General features: G+C 62.2%; 15 protein-coding genes and 1 pseudogene. 8 read left to right on the forward strand and 8 right to left on the reverse strand.

What is annotated here, in order from left to right:
• Positions 1 to 136: 136 nt before the first annotated feature.
• Positions 137 to 1,696: a trypsin-like peptidase domain-containing protein gene (locus tag C2L64_RS47255; RefSeq protein ID WP_103154160.1), complete on the reverse strand. Its 1,560-nt coding sequence runs from the start codon at positions 1,694 to 1,696 to the stop codon at positions 137 to 139.
• Positions 1,697 to 2,941: 1,245 nt separating this feature from the next.
• Here C2L64_RS47255 and C2L64_RS47260 point away from each other — a divergent pair.
• The gene (locus C2L64_RS47260; RefSeq protein WP_103154161.1) at positions 2,942 to 4,375 is read left to right on the forward strand and encodes an MFS transporter; all 1,434 of its coding nucleotides are present in this window, start codon (positions 2,942 to 2,944) and stop codon (positions 4,373 to 4,375) included.
• 701 nt (positions 4,376 to 5,076) lie between these two features.
• On the opposite strand, the gene C2L64_RS53810 is transcribed toward C2L64_RS47260, so the two are convergent.
• Entirely contained in the window at positions 5,077 to 5,703 is a 627-nt protein-coding gene (locus tag C2L64_RS53810; RefSeq protein ID WP_244212263.1) for a transposase, read from the reverse strand.
• Positions 5,704 to 6,460: 757 nt separating this feature from the next.
• Between C2L64_RS53810 and C2L64_RS47280 the strand changes: the two genes are divergently transcribed.
• A complete protein-coding gene (locus tag C2L64_RS47280; RefSeq protein ID WP_103154383.1) occupies positions 6,461 to 6,790 on the forward strand; it encodes a DUF4148 domain-containing protein in 330 nt (109 codons plus the stop codon).
• Positions 6,791 to 6,899: 109 nt separating this feature from the next.
• On the opposite strand, the gene C2L64_RS47285 is transcribed toward C2L64_RS47280, so the two are convergent.
• Positions 6,900 to 7,277 (reverse strand): hypothetical protein, encoded by a 378-nt coding sequence (locus C2L64_RS47285; RefSeq protein WP_103154162.1) that lies wholly within the window; start codon positions 7,275 to 7,277, stop codon positions 6,900 to 6,902.
• A gap of 427 nt (positions 7,278 to 7,704) precedes the next feature.
• On the opposite strand from C2L64_RS47285, the gene C2L64_RS47290 reads away from it, so the two are divergent.
• Positions 7,705 to 8,811, forward strand: coding sequence for an extracellular catalytic domain type 2 short-chain-length polyhydroxyalkanoate depolymerase (locus C2L64_RS47290; RefSeq protein WP_244212264.1), 1,107 nt, complete (start codon positions 7,705 to 7,707; stop codon positions 8,809 to 8,811).
• Positions 8,812 to 8,855: 44 nt separating this feature from the next.
• A pseudogene (locus C2L64_RS47295) lies at positions 8,856 to 10,231 on the forward strand (glycoside hydrolase family 15 protein); the annotation flags it as partial.
• A gap of 52 nt (positions 10,232 to 10,283) precedes the next feature.
• Here the strand turns inward: C2L64_RS47295 and C2L64_RS47300 are convergent.
• From C2L64_RS47300 to mhpT, 3 genes are read right to left on the reverse strand one after another with little or no spacing between them, the layout of a single operon-like run.
• A complete protein-coding gene (locus C2L64_RS47300) occupies positions 10,284 to 11,990 on the reverse strand; it encodes a tannase/feruloyl esterase family alpha/beta hydrolase (RefSeq protein ID WP_103154163.1) in 1,707 nt (568 codons plus the stop codon).
• A 10-nt stretch (positions 11,991 to 12,000) separates the two neighbouring features.
• Positions 12,001 to 13,143 carry a porin gene (locus tag C2L64_RS47305; protein ID WP_103154164.1) on the reverse strand — a complete coding sequence of 381 codons (1,143 nt, stop codon included), beginning with the start codon at positions 13,141 to 13,143 and terminating at the stop codon, positions 12,001 to 12,003.
• A 43-nt stretch (positions 13,144 to 13,186) separates the two neighbouring features.
• Entirely contained in the window at positions 13,187 to 14,395 is a 1,209-nt protein-coding gene (gene mhpT / locus C2L64_RS47310; protein ID WP_103154165.1) for a 3-(3-hydroxy-phenyl)propionate transporter MhpT, read from the reverse strand.
• A gap of 472 nt (positions 14,396 to 14,867) precedes the next feature.
• Here mhpT and C2L64_RS47320 point away from each other — a divergent pair, with 472 nt between their 5' ends.
• The 4 genes from C2L64_RS47320 (at position 14,868) to C2L64_RS47335 (ending at position 19,875) form a co-directional block, all read left to right on the forward strand.
• Positions 14,868 to 15,704: a p-hydroxycinnamoyl CoA hydratase/lyase gene (locus C2L64_RS47320; RefSeq protein WP_103154167.1), complete on the forward strand. Its 837-nt coding sequence runs from the start codon at positions 14,868 to 14,870 to the stop codon at positions 15,702 to 15,704.
• 63 nt (positions 15,705 to 15,767) lie between these two features.
• Entirely contained in the window at positions 15,768 to 17,219 is a 1,452-nt protein-coding gene (locus tag C2L64_RS47325; RefSeq protein WP_103154168.1) for an aldehyde dehydrogenase, read from the forward strand.
• A 172-nt stretch (positions 17,220 to 17,391) separates the two neighbouring features.
• Positions 17,392 to 19,284 carry a feruloyl-CoA synthase gene (locus C2L64_RS47330; protein WP_103154169.1) on the forward strand — a complete coding sequence of 631 codons (1,893 nt, stop codon included), beginning with the start codon at positions 17,392 to 17,394 and terminating at the stop codon, positions 19,282 to 19,284.
• A gap of 75 nt (positions 19,285 to 19,359) precedes the next feature.
• Positions 19,360 to 19,875: a MarR family winged helix-turn-helix transcriptional regulator gene (locus C2L64_RS47335; RefSeq protein ID WP_103154385.1), complete on the forward strand. Its 516-nt coding sequence runs from the start codon at positions 19,360 to 19,362 to the stop codon at positions 19,873 to 19,875.
• A 702-nt stretch (positions 19,876 to 20,577) separates the two neighbouring features.
• Here C2L64_RS47335 and C2L64_RS47340 read toward each other — a convergent pair.
• Both C2L64_RS47340 and C2L64_RS47345 read right to left on the reverse strand, forming a co-directional pair.
• Positions 20,578 to 21,783 (reverse strand): IS91 family transposase, encoded by a 1,206-nt coding sequence (locus tag C2L64_RS47340; protein WP_103154170.1) that lies wholly within the window; start codon positions 21,781 to 21,783, stop codon positions 20,578 to 20,580.
• An 8-nt stretch (positions 21,784 to 21,791) separates the two neighbouring features.
• Positions 21,792 to 22,670, reverse strand: coding sequence for a tyrosine-type recombinase/integrase (locus C2L64_RS47345; RefSeq protein ID WP_103154171.1), 879 nt, complete (start codon positions 22,668 to 22,670; stop codon positions 21,792 to 21,794).
• Between the last annotated feature and the right edge of the window lie 234 nt (positions 22,671 to 22,904).

Below are 22,904 nucleotides of genomic sequence, written 5' to 3' on the forward strand. Positions count from 1 at the left end.
TCGAAGGCATGAAGTCCGATGCCGTTGGCGCTGAGCGCATCACTCTAGCGCAAACGCTTGCAACGCGATGCGACGGCAACACGCCCAACAGCAAAAGCGGGCATCGTCATACGATGCCCGCCATGACGCTTCAGCTTCACTTCAGATCGACGGTCACGAAACTGCGCGCGTGATTACGCTGGATCAGCAGCGCCGCCTTCTTCCCCGCCTTCGCCGCAAGCGCCGCCAGTTCATCCTGCGACGCGACCAGCGTGCCGTTCAGCGACAACACCACATCGCCCGGCTTGATGCCGGCGGCGCCCGCCGTGCCCGACACGTCCTCGACCATCAGGCCTTCGGCCAGCCCCGTCGAGCGCCGTTCGTCGTCCGTCAGCGAATGCATGCTCAGGCCGAGATGATCCAGCGGGCCGACATCGCTCACGCCCGTGCTCGCGTATTGTGCGGATGCCGTCACGTCGACCATGATCGTCATCTGCTTGCGATTGCGAATCAGCTTCACGGGGACTTCCGTGCCCGCCTGCGGTACCGCATCCTGGTCGGTGAGATCCGCGCTGCGCTCGACGGGCTTGTCGCCGATCTGCACGATCACGTCGCCGGGCTTCAGCTTGCTCGTGGCGGCGGGACTGCCGGGCTCGATGGCAATCACCAGTGCGCCCGCCGCGCGCGGCAGACCGAACGCGCCTGCGAGCCCCGGATCGACGTCCTGCACCTGCATGCCGAACGCGCCGTGCGCGGCGTCTGCGTCCTGAGACTTTGACTGCGCCTGCAACTGCGCGCGCACCTTGTTCGCCATGGCGATCGGGATGGCAAAAGTCAGACTCTGAAAACGATCGCCGTCGGCGTAAACCTGGACGTGGATGCCGACCACTTCCCCCGCGCGATTAAACACCGGGCCGCCCGAGTTGTCGGGATTCAATGCGCCGTTGGTCTGGAAGAACGGAAACGTCGTGCCATCCGGCAACGTGCGCGACGTCGCGCTGATGTTGCCCGCCGTCACCGTGTTCTGATAGCTATCCGGCGAGCCAATCGTCAGCACCTGTTCGCCGACGCGCACACGCGTCGAGTCGCCCAGCTTGACGACGGGCAGCTTCGTCGCGTCGATCTGGATCACGGCGACGTCGCTTGGCGCATCGACGGCGACGACTCTGGCCTTGAACTCGCGCCGGTCGGTCAGACGGACTGTCACGTCATCGGAGCCGTCGACGACATGCGCCGTCGTCAGAATCAATCCGTTGGGGCTGACGATGAAACCCGAGCCCACACCCGACATCGCACGCGGTGAACTGCCCTGCCCATCCTGCGACTGCGGCATGGCCTGCCGGAAAAACGCGAACAGTGGGTCGTCACCGTCGATCGCTTCAGAGCTTGCGCCGGAAGTGGGCGCAGGCGAAGCGGCTGGCGTTGGCGGCGTTGGCGCCGCCAGCGGCTTCTCCGGCAGGATCGCGCGGATGTTCACGACGGCGGGTCCGTAGCGCTCGACAATCGCCGGAAAGTCGAGCGACGCGCTCGCATTCGCGGGCGCCGTTCGCTTCTCTTTCGCTGGCGCGGATGCGGGCGACGGCGCGGAAGCAGCCGCAACAGGCGGTGCGATCGCGGTTGCGTTGGCGCAGGGGTATCCGGTGAGGCATGCCGTTGTCACGGCAGTGCAAAACCAGGTGCGGGAGCGGATCGAGTGAAACGCGGTTGAGTGAAACACAGCGCACCTCCATGGCGTTCGTTATGCCGGCACTGTGAAGACATTATTTCGCGCGCGGCGGCCGGCGACTGTGACATAGCACACCGAAGAGTTCGAAAAGAAAGAGAACCCATACGGCTGACGCAAACCATGCGGCATGGCGATCCATCCGCGAGTCCGGACAGATGCGATCGACCCTTTGTATCGGTTCGGGTGGATCGAAGTCGACATGAGATTCAGTTGCATGTTTGCCCGCAATGGACAATCAGGGACGCGAACGGTTGACCCGTCCGTCCTGATTCATTTATAGGGGTAGCCGTCCGCTTCCAGCTCTCCACGGACCAGGCCGCAACCTCTTGATGGAAGCTGGCGGAGAGAGGGGCAGTATCGCAAGGCGATCAGACGATGCGCCCCGCTACCGTTTGTGAAACGCGTTGCACGGTGGCACATCAAATCTGTGGTGAAGCGTGCAAGCCATCAATTTGTCAGTATTCCCGATGACCTAGCCCGGTGCGGAGCATTAGTGAGATCCCCGCTTGCGGGACCGCTTGATTAACTAAACCAGTCGTTGGCTGATTGGAAGTGGCGGCGCGCTTTCCATGTCGACGGGTGCGGTCGCACGGCCCAAAACGGAAGTCACCGACCGCAGGTCGCATCGCGCATAGCGAGACACTCTCGGCCGGTATCCCGCGCAATGGTCAAGGCCAGGCAGGAGCTTCGCCATATGCATCGAGCACCACGTACTGAGAGCCACATGTTGATGTTCACTCAGAATCGACCCACCTGCGCCTGTACATCATCACACTGATCAACGCGCGAGTTTGGCACGGGCCTACGCAGTGTCGCTTCCCCCAGAAATGGGAGTTTCCAACCTTCGCAGTTGACCAACTCAAGAGCAGCTGCACGCATTGCCCCCTCACGCGAACTATGTCAAACGACATATGGCATGTAGACATGCATCAAATCTAGACTCCATATCGTCGGTAATACGGTGAATACGCCAGTCGCGCTTGTTACGATTCTCGAAATTCTCGGCGGGACCATTGCAGCCATCGACGATGGCAATCGCCCCGGCATTACCCGTGGCGGTCGAACAGGTGGTGCCCGCGCCCGCCACTATGGCAAGCGTGTGCGCGCTTGAACTCACTGGAAAGTCAGGCGGCGCTTCAATGCCGCGTCCCGTTCGCATCAAGTCGCCTGGCAGAGATGGCGTCGGGTCCCATCAGAGTTCAAGGAGAAACAACAATGTCCCGTTGCAGCGGCCCTGTGAGCATTCTTGAATACAAGGGCGACGACAAACTCATCGCTGGAATCGTGCTCTCAGTTGTCACCTTCTGGCTTTTCGCTCAGACGACCTTCAACGTGTTGCCCTCAATGAGGACGGAACTGAGGATCGGCAATAGCGTGAGCGACATCGCCGTAAGCGTGACAGCGCTGCTGACGGGCACGTTCATCGTGGTGGCGGGCGGACTAGCCGACCGCTTCGGCCGCGTCAAGGTGACGTACGTTGGGCTCGCACTGAGCGCAATGGGATCCCTGCTGATTGCAATCTCTCCATGTGGCACAGCGATTTTTCTGATGACAGGACGCATTATTCAGGGCCTGTCTGCCGCGTGCATCATGCCCGCCACCTTGTCGCTCATGAAGGCATATTACGATGGCGCGGAGCGTCAGCGGGCACTCAGTTTCTGGTCGATTGGCTCATGGGGCGGTTCCGGACTGTGCGCACTTCTGGCGGGCGCGGTCGACTCGACGATCGGATGGCGCTGGATCTTCTGGATGTCAACGCTGGTCGCGGTCGTGAGCTGGACGCTGATTCGCGGAACGCCCGAAAGCAAGGTGCTCGACGTCGACAGGAGGCCGATCGACTGGACGGGTGCATGGGCCTTCGTTATCGCAATGGTGGCTCTTAACCTGGTCGTCGCGAAAGGTGCAGAAGTAGGGTGGCAAAGTACCTTCATAGTGACGACGACAGTCATATCCGGTCTGGCTGCCACTGCGTTTGTACTTCTGGAGCGTCGCGCGAGTTACCCGTTTGTCGACTTCAAACTGTTTGGCAATTCGGCGTACACGGCCTCTACGCTGTCGAACTTTTTTTTGAATGGTGTTGCGGGCGCGTTGCTCATCTCGTTGTTACTCGTCCAAAGCGCTTTCGGACTTTCGTCTCTTCAGTCCGGATTGATGACCGCCGGGTATCTCGTCGCGATCCTCGTAATGATCAGGGTCGGGGAAAAGTTGCAGCAGCGTTGGGGGTGCCCACGTCGCCCGATGGTACTCGGCTGCGGGACCACGGTTGTCGGCTTGATACTGTTGACCGTCACGTCTCTGCCTGTGGCCCAGTACGTGACCTTTGCATTCGTCGGCTTTACTTTGATTGGCGCCGGGCTTGGGATCTACGCGACACCGTCAACCGATGCCGCATTGTCGAGCGTTGCGGAATCGAGATCGGGGGCGGCGTCGGGAATCTACAAGATGGCATCCTCGTTGGGTACCGCGTTGGGTGTCGCGATATCGGCAGCCATATTTGAGGCACTTGCCAATCTCGATGGTCAATCGGCCCAAGCGTTGGTTGGGCCAGGAAATGATGAGCTACGTTTGGCCGCTGCGGCAGCATTGTGGTTCAACGTAGCGATGGCCCTGCTCGCACTGGCGGCAGTCGTGTTTGGCATGCCTCGGCGCGCGACCGAAGTTCACTCGTGACTGCTCGGCAAGAGAGGCAGTTATTTTCATTGGTGTCATTCGCTCAGCAACGGCATCGGTTCATGAGACCGAGAATCTTGGGGTTTGTTCGACACCTGCCCTTGTCTGCAAGCTGAGCATCCGAGACGGGACGTGCGGGCAGGCGTTGAATAAACTTGAAGAAAGTACGAATTTGGCTTCCGTGAGACCGGTCATTCGGTCATTCGCGACCACCGAACTGCGAGTGTCGGGAAAGCGACCCGTAGCCGCCTGACCAATGTCGATACTCGAATGACGGCTTCGGCCGATTATGCCAGGTCGTTGATTATGGAAAGTAGCAGGTCGGAACTCGCGTTGGGAACTGATGGAAAGCGGCAAGCACGAATTCCGGCCTTTGCATAATCACAGCGCCTTCAGGAAGTTGAGCAGCGAGTCAGGTGCCCGATAGCGCGGGACCTTGCTTCCTGGTTCGTGAGGCCTGGCAAGCGCGCGCTCCTTCATGTTCAGGTCGGCTTCGACGTAATGGTGCGTCCAACTGGTTGCGGGCTTCGATCAGACTCGGTGCAGCGCGGTTGGACGAGCGCCTGGGATGGGAAGAAATGGCTTCGGCGAAGCGTGCGATGCGATGATGTGTGTCGTGGCGGGAAGTTTTCGGTATGGCGCAGACGAACGGGATCACGGCGCGATGCGCCGACGGTGGAACAAAGGTCTCGAGCGGGAGATCAGCTGTGGCAGTAGTGACGCAGGTTGATCATCGTATAAGCGAGCGTCTTTAACGCATAGTGCAACTGACTGATTCGCTCGAAACGTAACAGCAGGCGACGGAACTTGTCTTCCCAGGCGAACACGCGCTCGATCGTCCTGAACCGCTCCTTGAAAATGGCCGGATCGAACAGTGCCTTGCGGCCTCGCTTCTGGCTCTTCCTGCCGCGCGAATTCGGGTTGATATTGGGCACCATGCCGCGATTGACAATAGCTTTGCGGTTGCGCCGGCAATCGTACACGCCATCCAGACTCACGACGGTTCCCCGCGGGTCCAGCCCCACCGCGCGGGCGAGGCGCGTGAGTCGCGGCAGCGTCGCTTCGCGCAACAGCGGCGATTCATTGCGATTGCCCGGGGCCGATACGAACGGCGCGATCACGTTGCAATTCCGATCGCACAGGGCAACGACCTTGCAGCCCTTGACCTTCTTGTGGCCGCTGAAGCCGAGGTTATCGCCTCCCTTCTTCGCTGCGCTCGTGGTGCCATCGCCATGGATGACGCGCGTATCAAGACGCGCGTCCTGATGAAGTCTGAGGACCGAGCCCTCGAAAATGGCATCCAGGCATCCGTCCGCAAGTCGCGCCACGATACGCCTGCAGTATTCGCGGTTGGTAGAATCGCAAACCCCTTACTGCGAGAAAGTCGGTAACCCCGTAACCATGCGAAACGCGCCATACATCAGAAGCCGGTTGCTGATCGTCGCGGCGTTCGCGTTCACCTTGTCGCCAAATACCACGTTGGTACGCGCGCAAAGGAAAAGCGCGCCGTAGCAGATCGAATCGCATCGGAACATGTGCAGGTGATGACACGCGATCCGGATTACTTCCTGAACAACATGAAAAACTGCTTCCTCGACCTGTCGGTTCTGAAATCCTGATCCGCGTAGCTGCAGGTGGAACCGTGCAACGAAGTCGATTTTCCTATAAGCGTCAAATGGTGGGCTGAAAAGCGGGTCGAGTGGCCTTGCCCAAGGTCATCGAAACATTCGAGCATGCATTCGTCTGGATGCCCGCGGCGCATCCACACTGGGTCCAGCGTTCACTTTCTTCACGACGACGGGACGTGGTGCGTGTTTCCTCCGGACCCTCGATAAGACTTTTTGTAAGTATTTTGTATGCGGTGCCCGGTCGCAACAGGCGTTTAATTCAATCCAGTACGGGATGTCGCAGCGGGGAGTCCGCTCGGATACTTCAACGATTTAAATTGCCCGGGCTTCACTGCGTTTAACGTTAGTGGACGCCGGCGAGGCGCCATACCGATGAATCAGTTTTGAAGGGTTACTTGCCTAAACTCCGAGGATGAATTGGGCTTTTAGCGCGCGCAGCACGCAGAAGGAGGTCATTGTGAAATCGCTATTTTTCGCAGTCGCGGCCGCATCCGCCCTCGCGGTACCGCTCGCGGCTTTCGCCCAGTCGGACGCGCCAGCTCCCCTCACACGCGCCCAGGTACGCTCTGAACTTCAACAACTCGAGCAGGCCGGCTACAACCCCGCAACGGGCGAGGACGTCAACTATCCGCAAGATATTCAGGCAGCTGCAGCGCGCGTGGCAGCCCGGAATGGCACGACCGGGTACGGCGGCGTACAGAGCGGATCGTCGGCGTCGGGAGCGCCCGTCGTCATCAGGCCTGCATCTCCCGAAGAAATGAAGCAGATCTATCAGGGTGGTCAGTAGACCACTGGTCCGCGGCCCAGTTGATAGGGCGCCGGATGCAATCAACCGGCGCCGGGGCCGCCAAGCCTTCCATCTCGTGGCGACGGACGAAGGACAAGCCACCACCTGACTACTGCAATGGTGGCAGTGGCCCAGACCAGCCTGGGTCCGAGCTGTAAGGGCACCCGGATGCAGCGGTGCCGACACCGGGCGAAGGTCCATCACGGTCCGCCACATGGATGTGCCGCCCGGCCGCCGCATCCGCCTGTTGCTGACGCTCGGCGCGCGCCATCAGTTTCTCGATTTCGAGTTCGAGTTTCACCCTCTCCCGCTCGGCACGATCCGCGTCACCGCGCAGCCTGGCAATTTCCAGACCGAGTTTTTGCCGGTCCTGTGCCGCGCGGCGGCTGACCAGAAATCCGAACACGGCGCGCGCAGCAACGGCGAGAACAAGCGGCAACGGCCACATATGCTTCACCCACTCGGTCAGTGCGCTGAGTGTGCTCATGGCCGTTCCCCTTGGATATTGCCCCACGGAGTCGGCGCCTTCTCCGGCAGGATCACTTCACCCAGCCGAGGACACAGCCGCCGTGCGGTGCTTTTCACCAATGAAGACGGGTGATAAAGCAAAAAAAGAAAACATGACCTACGCACTCCAACCTATCTGCCTCCAGGAATTACTCCGTCTATAAAGACGCACCTCGTGCGCAGTAGTATCGGCTACCGTGCGGAGGCTGGGCTTCAAATGCTCACTCCGCTCTTCGTTCTATCGAAAAGAATTCCGCGTCGCGATTGCACGGCATACATTGATTCGCCCCGTTCTCCTCTGGACGCTGCCAGCACACCCCCATGTGCCGCCTTTCGAGATACCCAAGGCTGGAGTGAATTCTTCTGCGATGCGTCTGCAGGCAATGCACCCGAATGGGAGGCGAGCCGTGAGAGTCATCCTTTACATCCGTGCCATCGCGTTGTCGATGCTGTCAGCACATGCTTACGGCTATCCGGCCCCCTACCCGCCATTACCGGCGCTCAACATTGACATCTCGGAAACGTCCGTCTCCGGACTCTCGTCAGGCGGGTTCATGGCGGTGCAACTGGCGGTGGCATATTCGTCGATCATCAAGGGCGTCGGGGTTGTCGCGGCCGGGCCATACTACTGTTCCCAAAATGACCTGCTGATCGCCACGTCCCGATGCTCCTGCACCATCCAGCCGTCCAGCGCCTGCCAGGTCTCGCGAACCAGCACCAATGTGCCGAAGCTCGTCTCGTTGACCAGGGCGTCTTCGGCAAGCCACATCATTGACGATGTCTCGAATATCACGCGGCAACGCATCGTCACGCTCTCAGGCGCGAGCGATGTGACCGTCCCGGCACCAGTCGTCACCCAGTTACAGCAGTTCTATGCCGCACTGGACGTGCCGGCGCAAAGCATCTCGAAGATCGAACTCGCCGATGCTGGCCACACGATGCCCACCATGAACTATGGCGTTGCGTGCGCAACGAGCGAATCACCCTTCATCGGCAGGTGCCATGTTGATGGCGCGAAGGACATCCTCGGGTGGATCTACGGTCCTGACCCGCTCGTACCACCCGGTACGGCGAGGCGGCAGGGACGCTTCATCCGCTTTGACCAGACCCGCTATCTTCCAGCGGACCGTCCTTCGAGTTTCACCTGGACGACGGGCATGGACACTACCGGCTGGGTCTATGTACCGGGCGCATGTGATGCCGGTGCATCTTGCCGGTTGCACGTCGCGCTGCACGGCTGCGAGCAGGGGCAGGACTACCTGCCGCTCGGCTCGCGGCCTGCCGGCCTGTTCTATGGGACGACATTCGTCCGGCACGCAGGCTACACGCAGTGGGCGGACAACAACCGGATTGTCGTGCTGTTTCCGCAGGCTGTTTCCATTCCCGGACTCAACCCGAACGGCTGCTGGGACTGGTGGGGCTATACGGACAGCCACTTCGCCGACCAGCAGGGCGTCCAGATGCGCTCGATACGTAACATGATCGGACAGCTGACATCTGGCGTCAGGCGTTGATCGTTGGACAGTGCAGGGCCACGGCGATTCGAGGATATGACCCGATGAGACTAGTAACCGTGCGTCGGGCAGCAATTGCGGCCCTGACCGCGCTGCTGGTCAGCCTCGCTCACGCGACCACTGCGGGGGAGGCGCTCGGCAGTCCGGGCCTAGCAGCGATGCACGGACCAGCACAGAAATCCTTTCTCGGCACGGCGCTCAGTCCCTCCTCCCAGATCTATTTCACCGGGTACCGTGGAATCGTGTCGGAGGTGTATTACCCGGTACTCGACACGACGGAGACGGTCGACCTTCAGTTCCTTGTCGGCGACGCAGCGGGCACTTTTGTCGACGAGGAGAAGCTCGTGCCATATAGCGCCGCGCAGACCGATCCGCGCACGATGAGCTGGCAGGTCACGACGGGCAATGCGGCCCACAACTGGCAGATCGGCAAAACAATCTACACCGATCCCACACGCAATTCGCTGATCGAACGTGTCAACGTACAGGTACTGAACGGCAAAAAACTGGGTGATTACCGGTTGTATCTGCTGTTCAAGCCGCATCTGGATAACGTCGGGCTCAGGCAACACGGCCTACACCGCGGCCAGCCCCAATGGCCGGACGATGCTCATAGCCAACCGCAACTCGCGCTATGCGGCGCTCGCATCTTCGCTGCCGTGGGTGGTGCAGACGGGCACGACGATGGTCTCGAACGGCTTTGTCGGGCGCAGCGATGGCTGGACCGATCTGCTTGGCGGGGCATCCCCTGACAAAAAAATGGACTGGACCTATTCGTCGGCGACCGGCGGCAACGTTGCGCAAATGGGCTGGCTCGACCTTGGCGACGGAACCGGGACCAGCATCTCGTTCAACGTCGTGCTGTCATTCGCTAGCACATCCGCCAGCAACGCAATGCAGACCGCGGCCGCCACGCTCGACGACAACCTCGACGACAACCTCGACGACCTGCGATCGCAGTACGACGCTGCGTGGCATCAGTACGCTTCAGGCCTCTCGACACAAAACGGCACCGCTGACAACGAGTACTATCTCGCCGCAATGGCGCTCAGGACAATGCAGGACAGGAGCAACGGCGCGATGATCGCCGGGCATCGGCACGCCGTGGGGCGAGACGCAGGGCGACGGCAATCCCGGTGGTTATCATCTCGTGTGGTCGCGTGATCTGTTCAAGTTCGCCAATGCGCTGATCACGGCGGGCGACACCACGACGCCCGTTACTGTCGTCCACTATCTCTTCGATACGCTGCAACAGAAGACGGACTGCGGCACCGCTGAATACAATGCCGCCGGCTGCCCTCAAGGCTTCAGCCGGGTCGGGCGCTTTCCGCAGAATTCATGGGTCAGCGGCTGGCAGTACTGGCAAGGCACGCTGTCGGGTGAAAGCGGTCACGCGCAGCGATGGCGCGCGGGACCATCCGAACCATGCATCGCTGCTTCGAACCCGTGAGACTGCGTCGACAACAGTTGCTTCAACTACATGAGAAGCTTGCCGCCGAGTTCACATCACCTCCCTTATAGCGCGCGACCTTCGGATACGGACACAGCGGCCGGGTGCGCCCGGTGCCCCAATCAGCGGGCACCTCGCTGTTCGGTATCGCGTTGCTTGCATCGCGCGCCGTCGCGATCACGCTGTCGGGTGCCTGGCCCTGCTCGACCCAAGCGATCATCGGTGTCAGCATGTCGAACTGGTCGGCCGTTGGACCGCCCGAACAATGGTTCATGCCCGCCACCGTATAGAGCCGCGCGAAGTTGCTCGCATCGCCGGCGTTCGCAACCGTGAGCCGCTGATACCAGTCGGTCGTATCGTTCGACGAAAACACCGGGTCGCTTGTGCCGTGATACACCATCAGCTTCGCGCCGCGCTGTTTCAGTGCGCTCAGATTGGTCTCGTCGGGCGGCGTCATGAACGACCACGACGATTCCGTGTAGATGCCACTGGTAGCGAAGATTGTCGGCGCGTCAGTGTCCATGCTGAAGTTCAGCGCGTACGACGACAACTGGCTGAGCAACGATGCGCTCTGCGGCGGCGTCGTGAATGTGAAGGCGGCCGCCGCGGGATCGAGCGCGATCGAATTGCTCTGCTTCCACAAGGTCCAGTTCACGCCGTTGATACCGGCGTCGTATGGAAAGCTCGCGTAGAGTGCGGCACCCGCGCTGTTGCGCGCGCCGGAGAACACGTTGCCGATCGCGTCCTTCTGCGCGGCGGTCAGACACGTGCCGTCGCGCACGTTGCTGGAGCAGGTCGGCACGTCGTTGGCGAGGCTGAAGTTCGCCTGACACGCCTTGATGTCGTGCACCATGCCGTCCGCGACGCCGTCGAGCGCATCGCACTTCGCGACGATCCGCGACGCCACCAGTTGTCGCTCGGCCGCCGTAAAACCCGTCTTGATGTCGGGCAGGCCGTTCGTCGTCGTTGCCGTCGCGACTTTCGCGAACTGCTGCGCTCCCCACATTTCGCCGATCGCCGCCTTCGGTAAATGAAAGCCCGGGTCGCCGGCAATGATGCCGTCGTACTCCGCCGACGACCTCGCCGCTGCGACCATCGCATGACGCCCGCCGTTCGAGCAGCCGCCGAAATAGCTGCGGTCGGGCGCCCTGCCGTACGCGGTCTTGATCACCTGCTTCGCCATCGGAGTGAGCGTTGCGACCGCGTTATAGCCATAATCGATGCGCGCTTGCGGATCGAGACCGAACAGCGGGTTCTGCGACGACGAATGCCCCGCGTCCGAACTGATGACGGCGAAGCCCATGTTGAGGGCATCGTTGAGCGGGCCGCCTCCGCCGATTTCGCCCGTTGCCGTCAGCACGTTGCCGTCGAGCCCGCCGTTGGCCTGGTAGAAGAAGCGGCCATTCCACGCAACGGGCAGACGCATCTCGAAGCCGATCGCATACGTCTTGCCATCGACGGAACTCACGCGCTGGTTCATCTGCCCTTCGATCACGCAATGCTCGGCGATCGGCTTGCCCGCTACCGTGAGCGTACTCGCAGGCACGTCCTGCACGGACGTAAATGTCGTATTCGCGAACGCGAGCCTGGCCGCGAGCGTCGCGCAGCTTCCGGCGAGCGTCGCGGGCGTCGCCGCGCTCAGGCGGGGCAACGTCGACGTATTGCTCGACGAGCCGCCGCAGGCGGCAAGCGTGGCCGACACGCACAATGCAATTGCAGAAGTCTTCATCCGATATCTCCTAGAACATGTGCTTGATGCCGACCATCACGCCCGTCTGCCCCATGCCCGCCGCCGGCGTCGTGCCGCCACCGCCGCCGCTCACCGAGTAGCGCGCCTTCGCGCTATTCGCGAGATACGCGGCCTGCGCGTAGACGGACGAACGTTTGCTCAGCAGATACGTCGTGCGCAGCGTGCCCATGGTCGCGCGCGTATCGTGGTCGCTGTTGACGATGCGGAACACCTCGCCATCGACGAGAAACGCCGGCGTCACGTAATACGAAGCGCCGACGAAGAACAGATTCGAGCGCACGTTCGGCACGGCGGGAGAGTCGGTGACGACGCGGCGCCCGAGCCAGCCCGCGCCGACCTTTACGCCGGCATACTGCGCATACGCGCTGACATGCGTGCGCGCATCCTTGTCGGCGGCATTGGTGAGCGGCGTGGTCGCAACGCCGTCGAAAAAATTGGCCGCCGCGTTGGCGCCGCCGCGCTGCTCTTCATACGACGCCGCCACGCCAAAGTTCGGCGCGTCGTACTTGAGCATCACCGACCAGTCGCGGCATTCCGTTGCGTGTCCCGGCACCGACCCCGCGCACGTTCCCTGGCCCGGCGAGTTGCCCGTGCCCGCCGAATCGCGTCCGAACGAATACCCCGCACCCAGCGTGACGCCCTTGTAGGTGCCCATGTAGGTGACGGAATTGTCGGCGCGCGCGTTGGGCACGTACGCATCGAGTGACCCCATGCCATAGATGTCCGGCCCGATGATGTCGGCGCCCTGCAGCGCCAGATAGGTCGTCGTGTATTGCCGCCCGAACGCGACGGTGCCATACGTGCTCTTCAGGCCGACGAAGGCCTGGCGGCCGAACAGCCGTCCGCCCTGCCCCGAACTGCCGTCACGCACATTGAAGCCGCTTTCGAGCGTGAAGATCGCGCTGTAGCCGCCGCCCAGATCTTCGACGCCGCGCAGCCCCCAGCGCGACGGCAATTCGCCCGTCACAGCCGGCATGCGAAACACATGATCGCCCGCGGCATTCGCATGCGATACGTATTCGATGCCCGTGTCGATGATGCCGTAGAGCGTGACGCTCGATTGCGCGAAAGCGGTCGTGCTCAATGTGCAGATTGCGCCGCATATCAGAAAGCGGGCCGGTGTTGTTTGCATGTCGTTGTCTCCAAACGGTGTGTTTTGTTTTTGAAGTCGAGAATCAATCGGTCGCGCGCGGGCGGCGGATCAGAAGCAGCGCCGCGACGGCGGCGATCAACGTGACCGGAATGCTTGCGCCGATCACCATCGACGAACTGCGGCCCATCGCCAGCAGCTGGCCCGCTGCGAGCGGCCCCACCACCGAGCCGGCACGCCCCACCGCCACCGCTGCGCCGACGCCCGTGCCGCGCATCGCCGTCGGATAGAACACGGCGGAGAGCGCATACAGCACCGATTGCCCGCCGATAACGAACATCCCGGCGAAGAATGCGGATACAGCAAGCGCCGCGAAGCCCGGCGCAACCGACAATGCCGCCAGCGACGCAATGATCCCGACGTACATGCCGGACACGACGACGCCTCCGCGCAGCCGGTCCATCAGCATGCCGATGCACAGCGCGCCGAGGCCGCCACCGATGTTGAAGAAGATCTGCACGTAGCCGACTTCGGCCCGCGCGAGACCGCGCGCGGCCATCAGCGACGGCAGCCAGTTGAGCAGGAAGTACAGGACGATCAGCGTGCAGAAGTAGCTGATCCAGATTTGCAGCGTCGAGAGGCCGCGGCTCGCGCCGAACAGGACTTCGCCGACGGGTGCAGGCATCAGGTTCGTGCCGTGCGACGCCTTGCGAAACGCATTGGACTCGGGCAGCAAGGCAACCAGCAGCGGCACCAGCAACAGCGGCCCCGCGCCGCCTACATAGAAGATGTGACGCCAGCCCGTATCGCCGATGCTGACGATGCCGATGATCGATGCGATCACGCCGCCAAATGGGATACCGCAATACATCACGCTCACGGCCGTGTTGCGCGCCTTCGGCGAGACAGCTTCCGACGACAGCGCGATCAGGTTCGGCAGCGCGCCGCCAAGACCGATGCCCGTCAACACGCGTACGAGCACGAGCATGCTGAAGCTGCTGACGAACGCCGTCGCGATCGACAGCAAGCCGAACACGCACACGCTAAGAATCAGTACGCGCTTGCGTCCGATGCGGTCCGCAAGACGGCCGCCGAACATCGCGCCGGGCAACAGGCCGAATGTGCCCGCGCTGAACGCGAGCCCCATCTGCGCGACTGTGAGGCCGAATTCGCGCGCCATGCGTGGCGCGGCGACGCCGACCGATTGCAGGTCGAGCCCCTCCAACAGGGCGATAGCGAAACAAAGGCTCAATGTCATGACGGCACCCGCGCCCGCGATGGGCTGCATCGTCATGCCGTCTCCTGGCAGTGCTGTTCTGGATTTCATGTCTGTCACCTGATTGTTGTGTCGATACCTGCAAACGCTTTGAGGCCGCCTCCGTATATATCAGGCAACCTGATATTGCGGCCGAATAAAAGCGCGTTCGTGAGAACGCGCAACAGATCACCGCGATGGAGCGCATTTAATATCAGGCACCCTGACAATGCAAGGCGAATGCTTTTGGTGAATACCCCAGGGAACGCGGACATCTCTATCGCGCGCCGCATCGCGAACGCCGCGCGAAGCCATATCCAGGCGCCGTCCGTGGCACGCGTGCCGAACGCGCCTACTCCAGCACGAGGGTTTTCACCGAGGACAGAACGATTGTTTATCAGGCTGCTTGATAATAGACTCTGTATCAGGCTACCTGATATTGAAACGCAGTCGGGTAACTCGGACAACACGGCATACATTGATACGCGCAACAGGCGCTGGAGCTACGAACATGGCAAGTTATGAGGGTCGCTGGAAGACGGTCGACGTGAAGGTCGAGGAAGGCATTGCATGGGTGATGTTCAATCGCCCGGAGAAACGCAATGCAATGAGTCCCACGCTCAACAGCGAAATGGTGCAGGTACTCGAGACGCTCGAACTCGACGCCGACGCCAGGGTGCTGGTCCTGACGGGCGCGGGCGATGCATGGACGGCCGGCATGGACCTGAAGGAATACTTCCGCGAAGTCGATGCAGGCCCGGAAATACTGCAGGAAAAGATTCGCCGCGATGCGTGCCAGTGGCAATGGAAGCTGCTGCGCATGTATTCGAAGCCGACCATCGCGATGGTCAACGGATGGTGCTTCGGCGGCGGTTTCTCGCCGCTGGTCGCATGCGACCTCGCGATCGCCGCCGACGAGGCCGTATTCGGCCTGTCGGAGATCAACTGGGGCATTCCGCCGGGCAACCTCGTCAGCAAGGCCATGGCGGATACGGTCGGGCATCGGCAGGCGCTCTACTACATCATGACGGGCGACACCTTCACGGGAACGGAGGCCGCCGCCATGGGCCTCGTGAACAGGAGCGTGCCGCGCGAGCAGTTGCGCGCCGAGACGGTCGCGCTGGCTGCGAAGCTGCTCGAAAAGAATCCCGTCGTGCTGCGTGTCGCGAAGCATGGTTTCAAGCGCTGCCGCGAGCTGACGTGGGAACAGAACGAAGACTATCTGTACGCGAAGCTCGACCAGGCCCAGTTGCGCGACCCCGAGAACGGACGTGCAGAAGGACTGAAACAGTTCCTCGACCAGAAGTCGATCAAGCCCGGCCTTCAGGCCTACAAGCGCGCGGAATGACGACGCACGACGCCCGGCGTGCGATGACGCCGGGCGTTCCGGTCGACAAAGGAGACAGCCATCGTGAACGAAGTGAGCATGTTGGTCGGCGGCAAGGACTGCGCCGCCGTTAGCGGCGCGACTTTCGCGCGCCTGAATCCCGTCACGGGCGCCGTGGCTTCGCGCGCGCCCGCTGCCACGCTGGCAGACGCCGACGCGGCCGTCGATGCCGCCGCAGCCGCGTTCCCCGCATGGTCGGCGCTGCCGCCCACGGAGCGCCGCACGCGTCTGCTCAAGGCCGCCGACATCATGGACGCGCGGGTCGGCGCATTCATCGAAACGGGTATCGCGGAAACGGGCGCGATGGCCAACTGGTACGGCTTCAACGTGCGTCTCGCGGCGAACATGCTGCGCGAAGCCGCAGCCATGACGACGCAGATCGACGGCAGCATCGTTCCCACCGACACGCCCGACAACCTGGCGCTCGCCGTGCGTCAGCCGTGCGGCGTGGTGCTCGGCATCGCGCCGTGGAATGCGCCCGTGATCCTCGGCACGCGCGCCGTCGCGATGCCGCTCGCGTGCGGCAATACGGTGGTGCTGAAGGCATCGGAGTTCTGCCCCGCCGTGCATCGGATGATCTGCAGCGTGTTGCAGGAAGCAGGACTCGGCGACGGCGTCGTCAACGTCGTGACGAATGCACCCGAAGATGCGCCCGCCATCGTCGAGCGGCTGATCGCGCACCCCGCCGTGCGCCGCGTGAACTTCACGGGCTCGACGCATGTTGGCCGCATCATTGCGATGCATGCGGCAAGGCATCTGAAGCCCGCCCTGCTCGAACTCGGCGGCAAGGCGCCCGTGCTCGTGCTCGACGATGCGGATCTCGACGCGGCTGTCGAAGCCATTGCGTTCGGCGCGTTCTTTAACCAGGGGCAAATCTGCATGTCGACGGAGCGTGTGATCGCACATCGCAGCATCGCGGAGTCGCTCGTCGACAAACTCGCAGAGAAAGCACGCAAACTGGTGGCCGCAGCGCCGGCCGCGCAGGGTGCCGTGCTCGGCGCGATGGTCAGCGCACAGGCTGCGCAGCGCGCGACGGCGCTTGTGAAGGACGCCCGCGATCTTGGCGCGACGATACGCGCGGGCGGCCCAACGGATGGCGCGATCATGCAGCCGACCATCGTCGATGGCGTGACGCCCGAGATGAAGCTGTACGCGGAAGAATCGTTCGCGCCCGTCGTGACGGTGCTGCGCGTCGATAGCGACGACGAAGCGGTGCGCGTCGCCAACGACAGCGAGTTCGGCTTGTCGGCTGCCGTGTTCAGTCGCGACATTGCGCGCGCGATGCAGGTCGCCCGACGCATCGAGTCCGGCATATGTCATATCAACGGGCCGACCGTGCACGATGAAGCGCAGATGCCGTTCGGCGGCGTGAAGAGCAGCGGATACGGGCGCTTCGGCAGCAAGGCGTCGATTGCCGAATTCACCGATCTGCGGTGGATCACGATACAAACGGGTCCATGTTATTACCCGATCTGAACGCGCCGCTCTGAACGCGCCGATATCGACGCGCCGTTCACGCATACCAATCGAAATCGGGCATGCTTCGCTCAAGGCGGAGACTTCACGGCAGGCTTCGGCGCGCCGCGCGAGCGAGCCCACACCCGCGTAAGAGTCAAAGCGCCAACGCGGGCCGACAGGAGACAACAAGGTGAATTCCCAGCCGACGCAATCCGCTGTCGACAGAGAAACGTCCGTGCCTTACCGCGCGGTGCGGATCGGTACTGCGCCCGTCCGCGTTCGCCGCGAAGGCGACATCTGGTACTTGGAATCGGGCGCGACGCCCGGCGCGTATCCGAAGCGGCTGACCGACCGGCTCGCGAGCGGCGCGCAGGCACATCCCGACCGCTGGCTCGTCGCACGCCGCGGCGCCGATGGCGAATGGCAGGGTATCGGCTACGCGCAGATGCTTGCGCGTGCCCGAGCAATCGGTCAGGCACTGCTCGATCGCAATCTGTCGGCTGAACGGCCTGTCGTCATTCTCTCCGGCAACGATCTCGAGCAGATGACGGTCGCGCTCGGCGCGATGTGGGCGGGCGTGCCCTATGCGCCGATCTCGCCGGCCTATTCGCTCGTCTCCAGCGATTACGGCAAGCTGCGCCACACGCTCGATCTGCTGACTCCCGGACTCGTGTTCGCCACCGATGGCGACACATTCGCCGCCGCCATCGACGCCACCGTACCGGGCAATGTCGAAGTGGTCACGGCCACGGGTTCGTGCGGACCACGCAACGCGACGCCCCTGTCAGCGTTGCTCGATACGCTTCCCACAACAGTCGATGCCGCACACGACGCGATCGTACCCGATGCCATCGCCAAGTTCCTGTTCACCTCCGGCTCGACGATGCTGCCGAAAGCCGTGCCGACGACGCATCGCATGCTGTGCAGCAATCAGCAGATGCTGCTCGACACGTTTCCGGAGTTCGCGGACGAGCCGCCCGTGCTGGTCGACTGGTTGCCGTGGAATCACACGTTCGGGGGCAGCCATAACGTCGGCATCGCGCTTTACAACGGCGGCACGCTGTACATCGACGACGGCAAGCCGGTTGCGAAAAAGTTCGACGAAACGCTGCGTAATTTGCGCGAGATCGCGCCGACGATTTACTTCAACGTGCCGAAGGGATGGGAAGAGCTGACGAACGTGCTCGAAACCGACGAACATTTGCGCGAAACTTTTTTCTCGCGCGTGAAGGTGTATTTCTTCGCGGGCGCGGGGCTGTCACAGGCCGCGTGGGATCGGCTTCAGAGCGTCACTGAACGCTTTTGCGGGGAGCGCATCCGCATCATGGCCGGTCTGGGCATGACGGAGACGTCGCCTTCATGTCTGTTCACGACGGGCGCCGTAATGGGCGCGGGCTACGTCGGCATGCCCGCGCCCGGCTGCGAAGTGAAGCTCGTGCCCGTCGCCGGCAAGCTGGAGGCGCGCTTTCGCGGCCCACATGTGATGTCCGGATACTGGCGGATGAACGACGCCTCCGCCGCCGGATCGTTCGATGAAGAAGGCTATTACTGCAGCGGCGACGCGCTGAAGTTCGTCGATCCGCAACACCCGGAACTCGGCCTGGTGTTCGACGGACGCATTGCCGAAGACTTCAAGCTGAGTTCGGGCACTTTCGTGAGCGTCGGGCCCATGAGGGCGCGCGTCATCTCGGCGGGCGCACCGTATGTGCAGGACGTGGTCGTCACGGGTCTGAACCGCGACGATGTCGGACTGCTCGTATTTCCGAGGCTCGACGATTGCCGGCGGCTCGCACAGTTGCCTGCATCGGCGGGTGCTTGCGAGATCGTCGGCGCCCCGGCCGTGCGCACGTTCTTCAGCAATCTGCTCGACCGGCTGAACCGCGAATCGACCGGCAGCGCGACGGCGATCGCGCGGCTGCGGCTGCTCGACGTGGCTCCGTCCCTCGATCTCGGCGAGATCACCGACAAAGGCTCGATCAACCAGCGCGCGGTGTTGACGCATCGTGCGGAACTCGTCGAGGCAATGCACGACGCGGGGCGCGACGATCCAACCGTGATCTGCGCCGCGCGTTGCAAGGCGTGAAAGTCAACCGGACGACGTACCGGGCGCGAATGGCGCGGTAACATGGCGTCTTCGATGACAGCATCCGGCGATCTGATGACGGGCAAATCTCCTGCAAAAACGACGAAGGCAACGATAGCAGCATCCGCAAGTGTCGGTCGCCAGCGCCCAGTGCCGACGGCGCGCAAGGCAGCGGCGCGTCCCCGTCTCACCTATCTGGTCGGCAGCCTGGACCGCATTTTGCGTCGCAAGATAACGGAAGCACTCGCACCGTTGGGTCTGACTCTTGCACAATTCACCGCGCTTTCGGTGCTGGAAGCGCGGGGCGAGGCGTCAAACGCGCAACTTGCCGAGCGATCATTCATCACACCGCAATCGGCCAACGAAGTCATGAGCGTGATGGCGTCGCGCAACTGGATCACGCGCGAACCGGATCCGAATCATGGGCGTATCGTTGTACTTCGCCTCACCGATGAAGGACGCGAAGTGCTACATCGTTGCATGAGTGCGGTGCGGGTTCTGGAGGCCCGGATGCTTTCGGGGACAGAGGCGAGCGATGCGTCGGCCGTGCAAGAGATGCTCGAACGCTTTGTCCGGAACCTTCGGGAGTAACGGGCGGCTCTCAGCCTCTTCAGATAGCTTTGGACTCGACGGCCTATCGTGCCTGCAGCAGGTTCGGTTTGCCTGTAGTCCGCTCCTTTCCTTTTGCGGCGCCCGAATAACCTCGCCCCGACGCCCTTTCCACATGCGCCCGTCGGCAAGGTCGAGAACTGGCGCGCGCACGTTCCCTCGCTTTCGCGGTGGACTTCCAGCCGGTAACCATAGTCACGTTTTCAGCTCCCACCATTGACCGACTCGATGATCACGCGCTGGCCGCTCGCTTCGGCGATCACGCGCACAATCCGCTCGCCGTAGAGGGGCGGCCGGAATTCGTGAATATCTGAAGCTTCAGATATGGCAGAGATTTTTTTGGTTGGCGGTCGCGGCAACTAGCGCATCGTCATGTCGTTCGGACCTGATCCGCGACCGGTAATCAAAAAAATGTTTGTAGTAAACCGCTCCGCAGGCGGTGGCCGCTATGGGCATTGAATGACCACTGCGGTCATTCGTGATGTCGTGCAAGGGCTATGACGCATGGAGTTCCGGCGATCGCGGGAAGCCTCACGAGCAAAAGACACAGGAAAGTGAGCGTCAACAGGCAAATCCACCGCCGTTTTGGAGTGCGCTGGTGTGCTGACAGATTGAAGGCACGAGTCTGGCCGCGTTGGCCTCATCGGAACGGGCAAACGTGTCGGGAAACAGGTGTATTCGCAACTAGTGCGCATGGGGAGAACCTGGCGGGGCTCGTGGAAGACTGCCGGGCATATCTTCGATGCGGAACATGTGTCCCTTGCCGCAGACGGGGCAGTCGCGTAGCGACTTGCCGGTGAGTCGCTGGTAACGGTCACGGTAGTCTTCCTTGGGCTCGGCTGGGGCAGCGGCGGGAGGCTGGACGCCGAGTAGCTGCCGGCAGATGGCGAGCTTGTCGGCACGGTGGCAGTTGGCGAGCCACCCGTAGCTGCGAATGCGCTTGAAGCCGTCAGGCAGCACATGTAGCAGGAAGCGGCGGATGAACTCGTCGGCCGTGAGTATCATGGCCCTTTGTCTGGACTCGTGCCGGTAGTCCTTCCAGCGGAACTGCACGGTGTGCCCGTCGAAGGCGAGCAGCCTGTTATTGGAGATGGCGACGCGGTGGGTGTAGCGGCCCAGGTAATCGAGCACGTGTTCGGCACCGCCAAAGGGTGGCTTGGCGTAGACCAGCCACTCCGCCCGTGCTGCGGGTGCAAGCCAGGCTGCGAATTCGACGGGATCGCTCAGGGATTCGAACTGGCCGTGCAGGCGCAGCCCGCCGGCGTCGAACGTGCGCTGCAGCAGTTCGAGAAACAGGCGGCGAAAGAGCCGTGACAGGACCCGTACGGGCAGGAAGAAGCCGGGACGGCAGGTGATCCAGCGCTCGCCGTCCGGGGAGATGCCGCCGCCCGGTACAACGCAATGCACATGAGGATGATGGTGCAGATTCTGCCCCCACGTATGCAGGATCGTAATAAAGCCGATCTCGGCACCCAGGTGCTTCGGATCGGCGGCGATCGTGCGCAACGTTTCGGCGCTGGCGCGGAACAGCAGATCGTAGAGCGTCCTCTTGTTCTGGAGCGCGAGTGCGGCGACGGATTCGGGCAGCGTGAAGACGACATGGAAATACTCGGTCGAGGGGAGGAGTTCCGCATGCCGGCGTTCGAGCCATTGCGCGCGGGCGAGTGACTGGCACTTCGGGCAGTGCCTGTTACGACATGAGTCGTAGCTGATGCGCTGATGTCCGCATGCATCGCACTGTTCGAGATGGGCGCCAAGCGCAGCGGTACGACACAGCTCGATGGCACTCATCACGCGTCGCTGGACACGACTGAGCACGTCGGCGTGGGCTTGCCTGTACTCGGAACCGCACTGGCGGAAGACGTCCGCCACTTCGAGCGCCGGCCGCATGGCTGCGATCAGAAGTACTCGGGCGCAGCGGGTGGAGATGGGATAGGTTCAGGGTGTGGGAGCAGGTCGAATGGACTCGCGGTGGCACACACGGTGCTGGTCGCGATGCGTAAGTACTTCGAAGTAGTGGAAAGAGACCGATGGCCCATGAGCAACTGGATCCTGCGCACATCGGTACCGGCTTCGAGCAGATGCGTGGCGAACGCGTGTCTCAGCGAATGCGGGGTGATGGGTTTCTGGATACCGCTGCGCTCACGCGCGAGGCCACATGCCAGCCTGATCGCGGTCGGGGTGATCGGGCGCCCGGGGATATCGCCGGGAAAAAGCCAGTCACGAGGATGAGCGCCCTGCCAGTACGTTCGCAGGATCTCGAGCAGGCGTGGCGAAAGCATTACATAGCGATCCTTACGGTTTTTACCCTGATTGACGCGGATAACCATGCGCTTGCTGTCGATATCGGTGACCTTCAGGTGCGCCACTTCTGAAACTCTCAGACCTGCCGCGTACGCGGTCATCAGGATGGCCCGATGCTTTAGACTGGGAATGGCGTCGAAAAAGATCTTTACCTCATCGGAGCTCAGAATGACGGGGAGTCTCAGCGGCTTCTTCGGTAACGGAAAGTCCTCGTCGCTCCAGTCGCGTTTGAGCGTCACGCGGTAGAGAAACCGCAGAGCGCCAATCGCTGGACCGAGGCTGCTGGGAGCAAGCTTGCGCTCCTCCCGGAGATAGATGAGCCACGCTCGTATCTCGTCGGGCCCCAGCAGCTCGGGCGAACGACGAAAGTGGCGGGCGAAACTGGATACCTGAATCAGATAGGATGTCTGGGTATTCTCCGCAAGATTGCGGATCTGCATGTCATGCAGCATGCTTTGGCGCAGTGGCGTCATGGCGAGCCTCCTGGAGGCAGTGGATGGAATGCCCAGCCGGGCGTTCCCATACTGCTCCTGGCGATGCCGCTCACCACCTCGCCGGGGTTCAGCGCCAGACAACCCTCTTCATGAAACATCAGCCATAGGCCTGTGCCCACCTCCCACTACCGCGTCAGCGGTTTAGTACTATTACGATTACCCACACCGGCAGATTAGGCGAAGCGCCATGTAGATGGCGGCGACACCACGGTG

It is taken from the genome of Paraburkholderia hospita, from assembly GCF_002902965.1.
Lineage (GTDB): Bacteria > Pseudomonadota > Gammaproteobacteria > Burkholderiales > Burkholderiaceae > Paraburkholderia > Paraburkholderia hospita.

Excerpts from the sequence above, each read along its gene's own strand:
- C2L64_RS47285 (WP_103154162.1), bottom strand. The coding sequence starts at position 7,277 with ATGAGCACACTCAGCGCACTGACCGAGTGGGTGAAGCATATGTGGCCG.
- C2L64_RS47320 (WP_103154167.1), top strand. The coding sequence starts at position 14,868 with ATGGCAAGTTATGAGGGTCGCTGGAAGACGGTCGACGTGAAGGTCGAG.
- mhpT (WP_103154165.1), bottom strand. The coding sequence starts at position 14,395 with ATGACGATGCAGCCCATCGCGGGCGCGGGTGCCGTCATGACATTGAGC.
- C2L64_RS47300 (WP_103154163.1), bottom strand. The coding sequence starts at position 11,990 with ATGAAGACTTCTGCAATTGCATTGTGCGTGTCGGCCACGCTTGCCGCC.
- C2L64_RS47340 (WP_103154170.1), bottom strand. The coding sequence starts at position 21,783 with ATGCGGCCGGCGCTCGAAGTGGCGGACGTCTTCCGCCAGTGCGGTTCC.
- C2L64_RS47305 (WP_103154164.1), bottom strand. The coding sequence starts at position 13,143 with ATGCAAACAACACCGGCCCGCTTTCTGATATGCGGCGCAATCTGCACA.
- C2L64_RS47345 (WP_103154171.1), bottom strand. The coding sequence starts at position 22,670 with ATGACGCCACTGCGCCAAAGCATGCTGCATGACATGCAGATCCGCAAT.
- C2L64_RS47335 (WP_103154385.1), top strand. The coding sequence starts at position 19,360 with ATGACGGGCAAATCTCCTGCAAAAACGACGAAGGCAACGATAGCAGCA.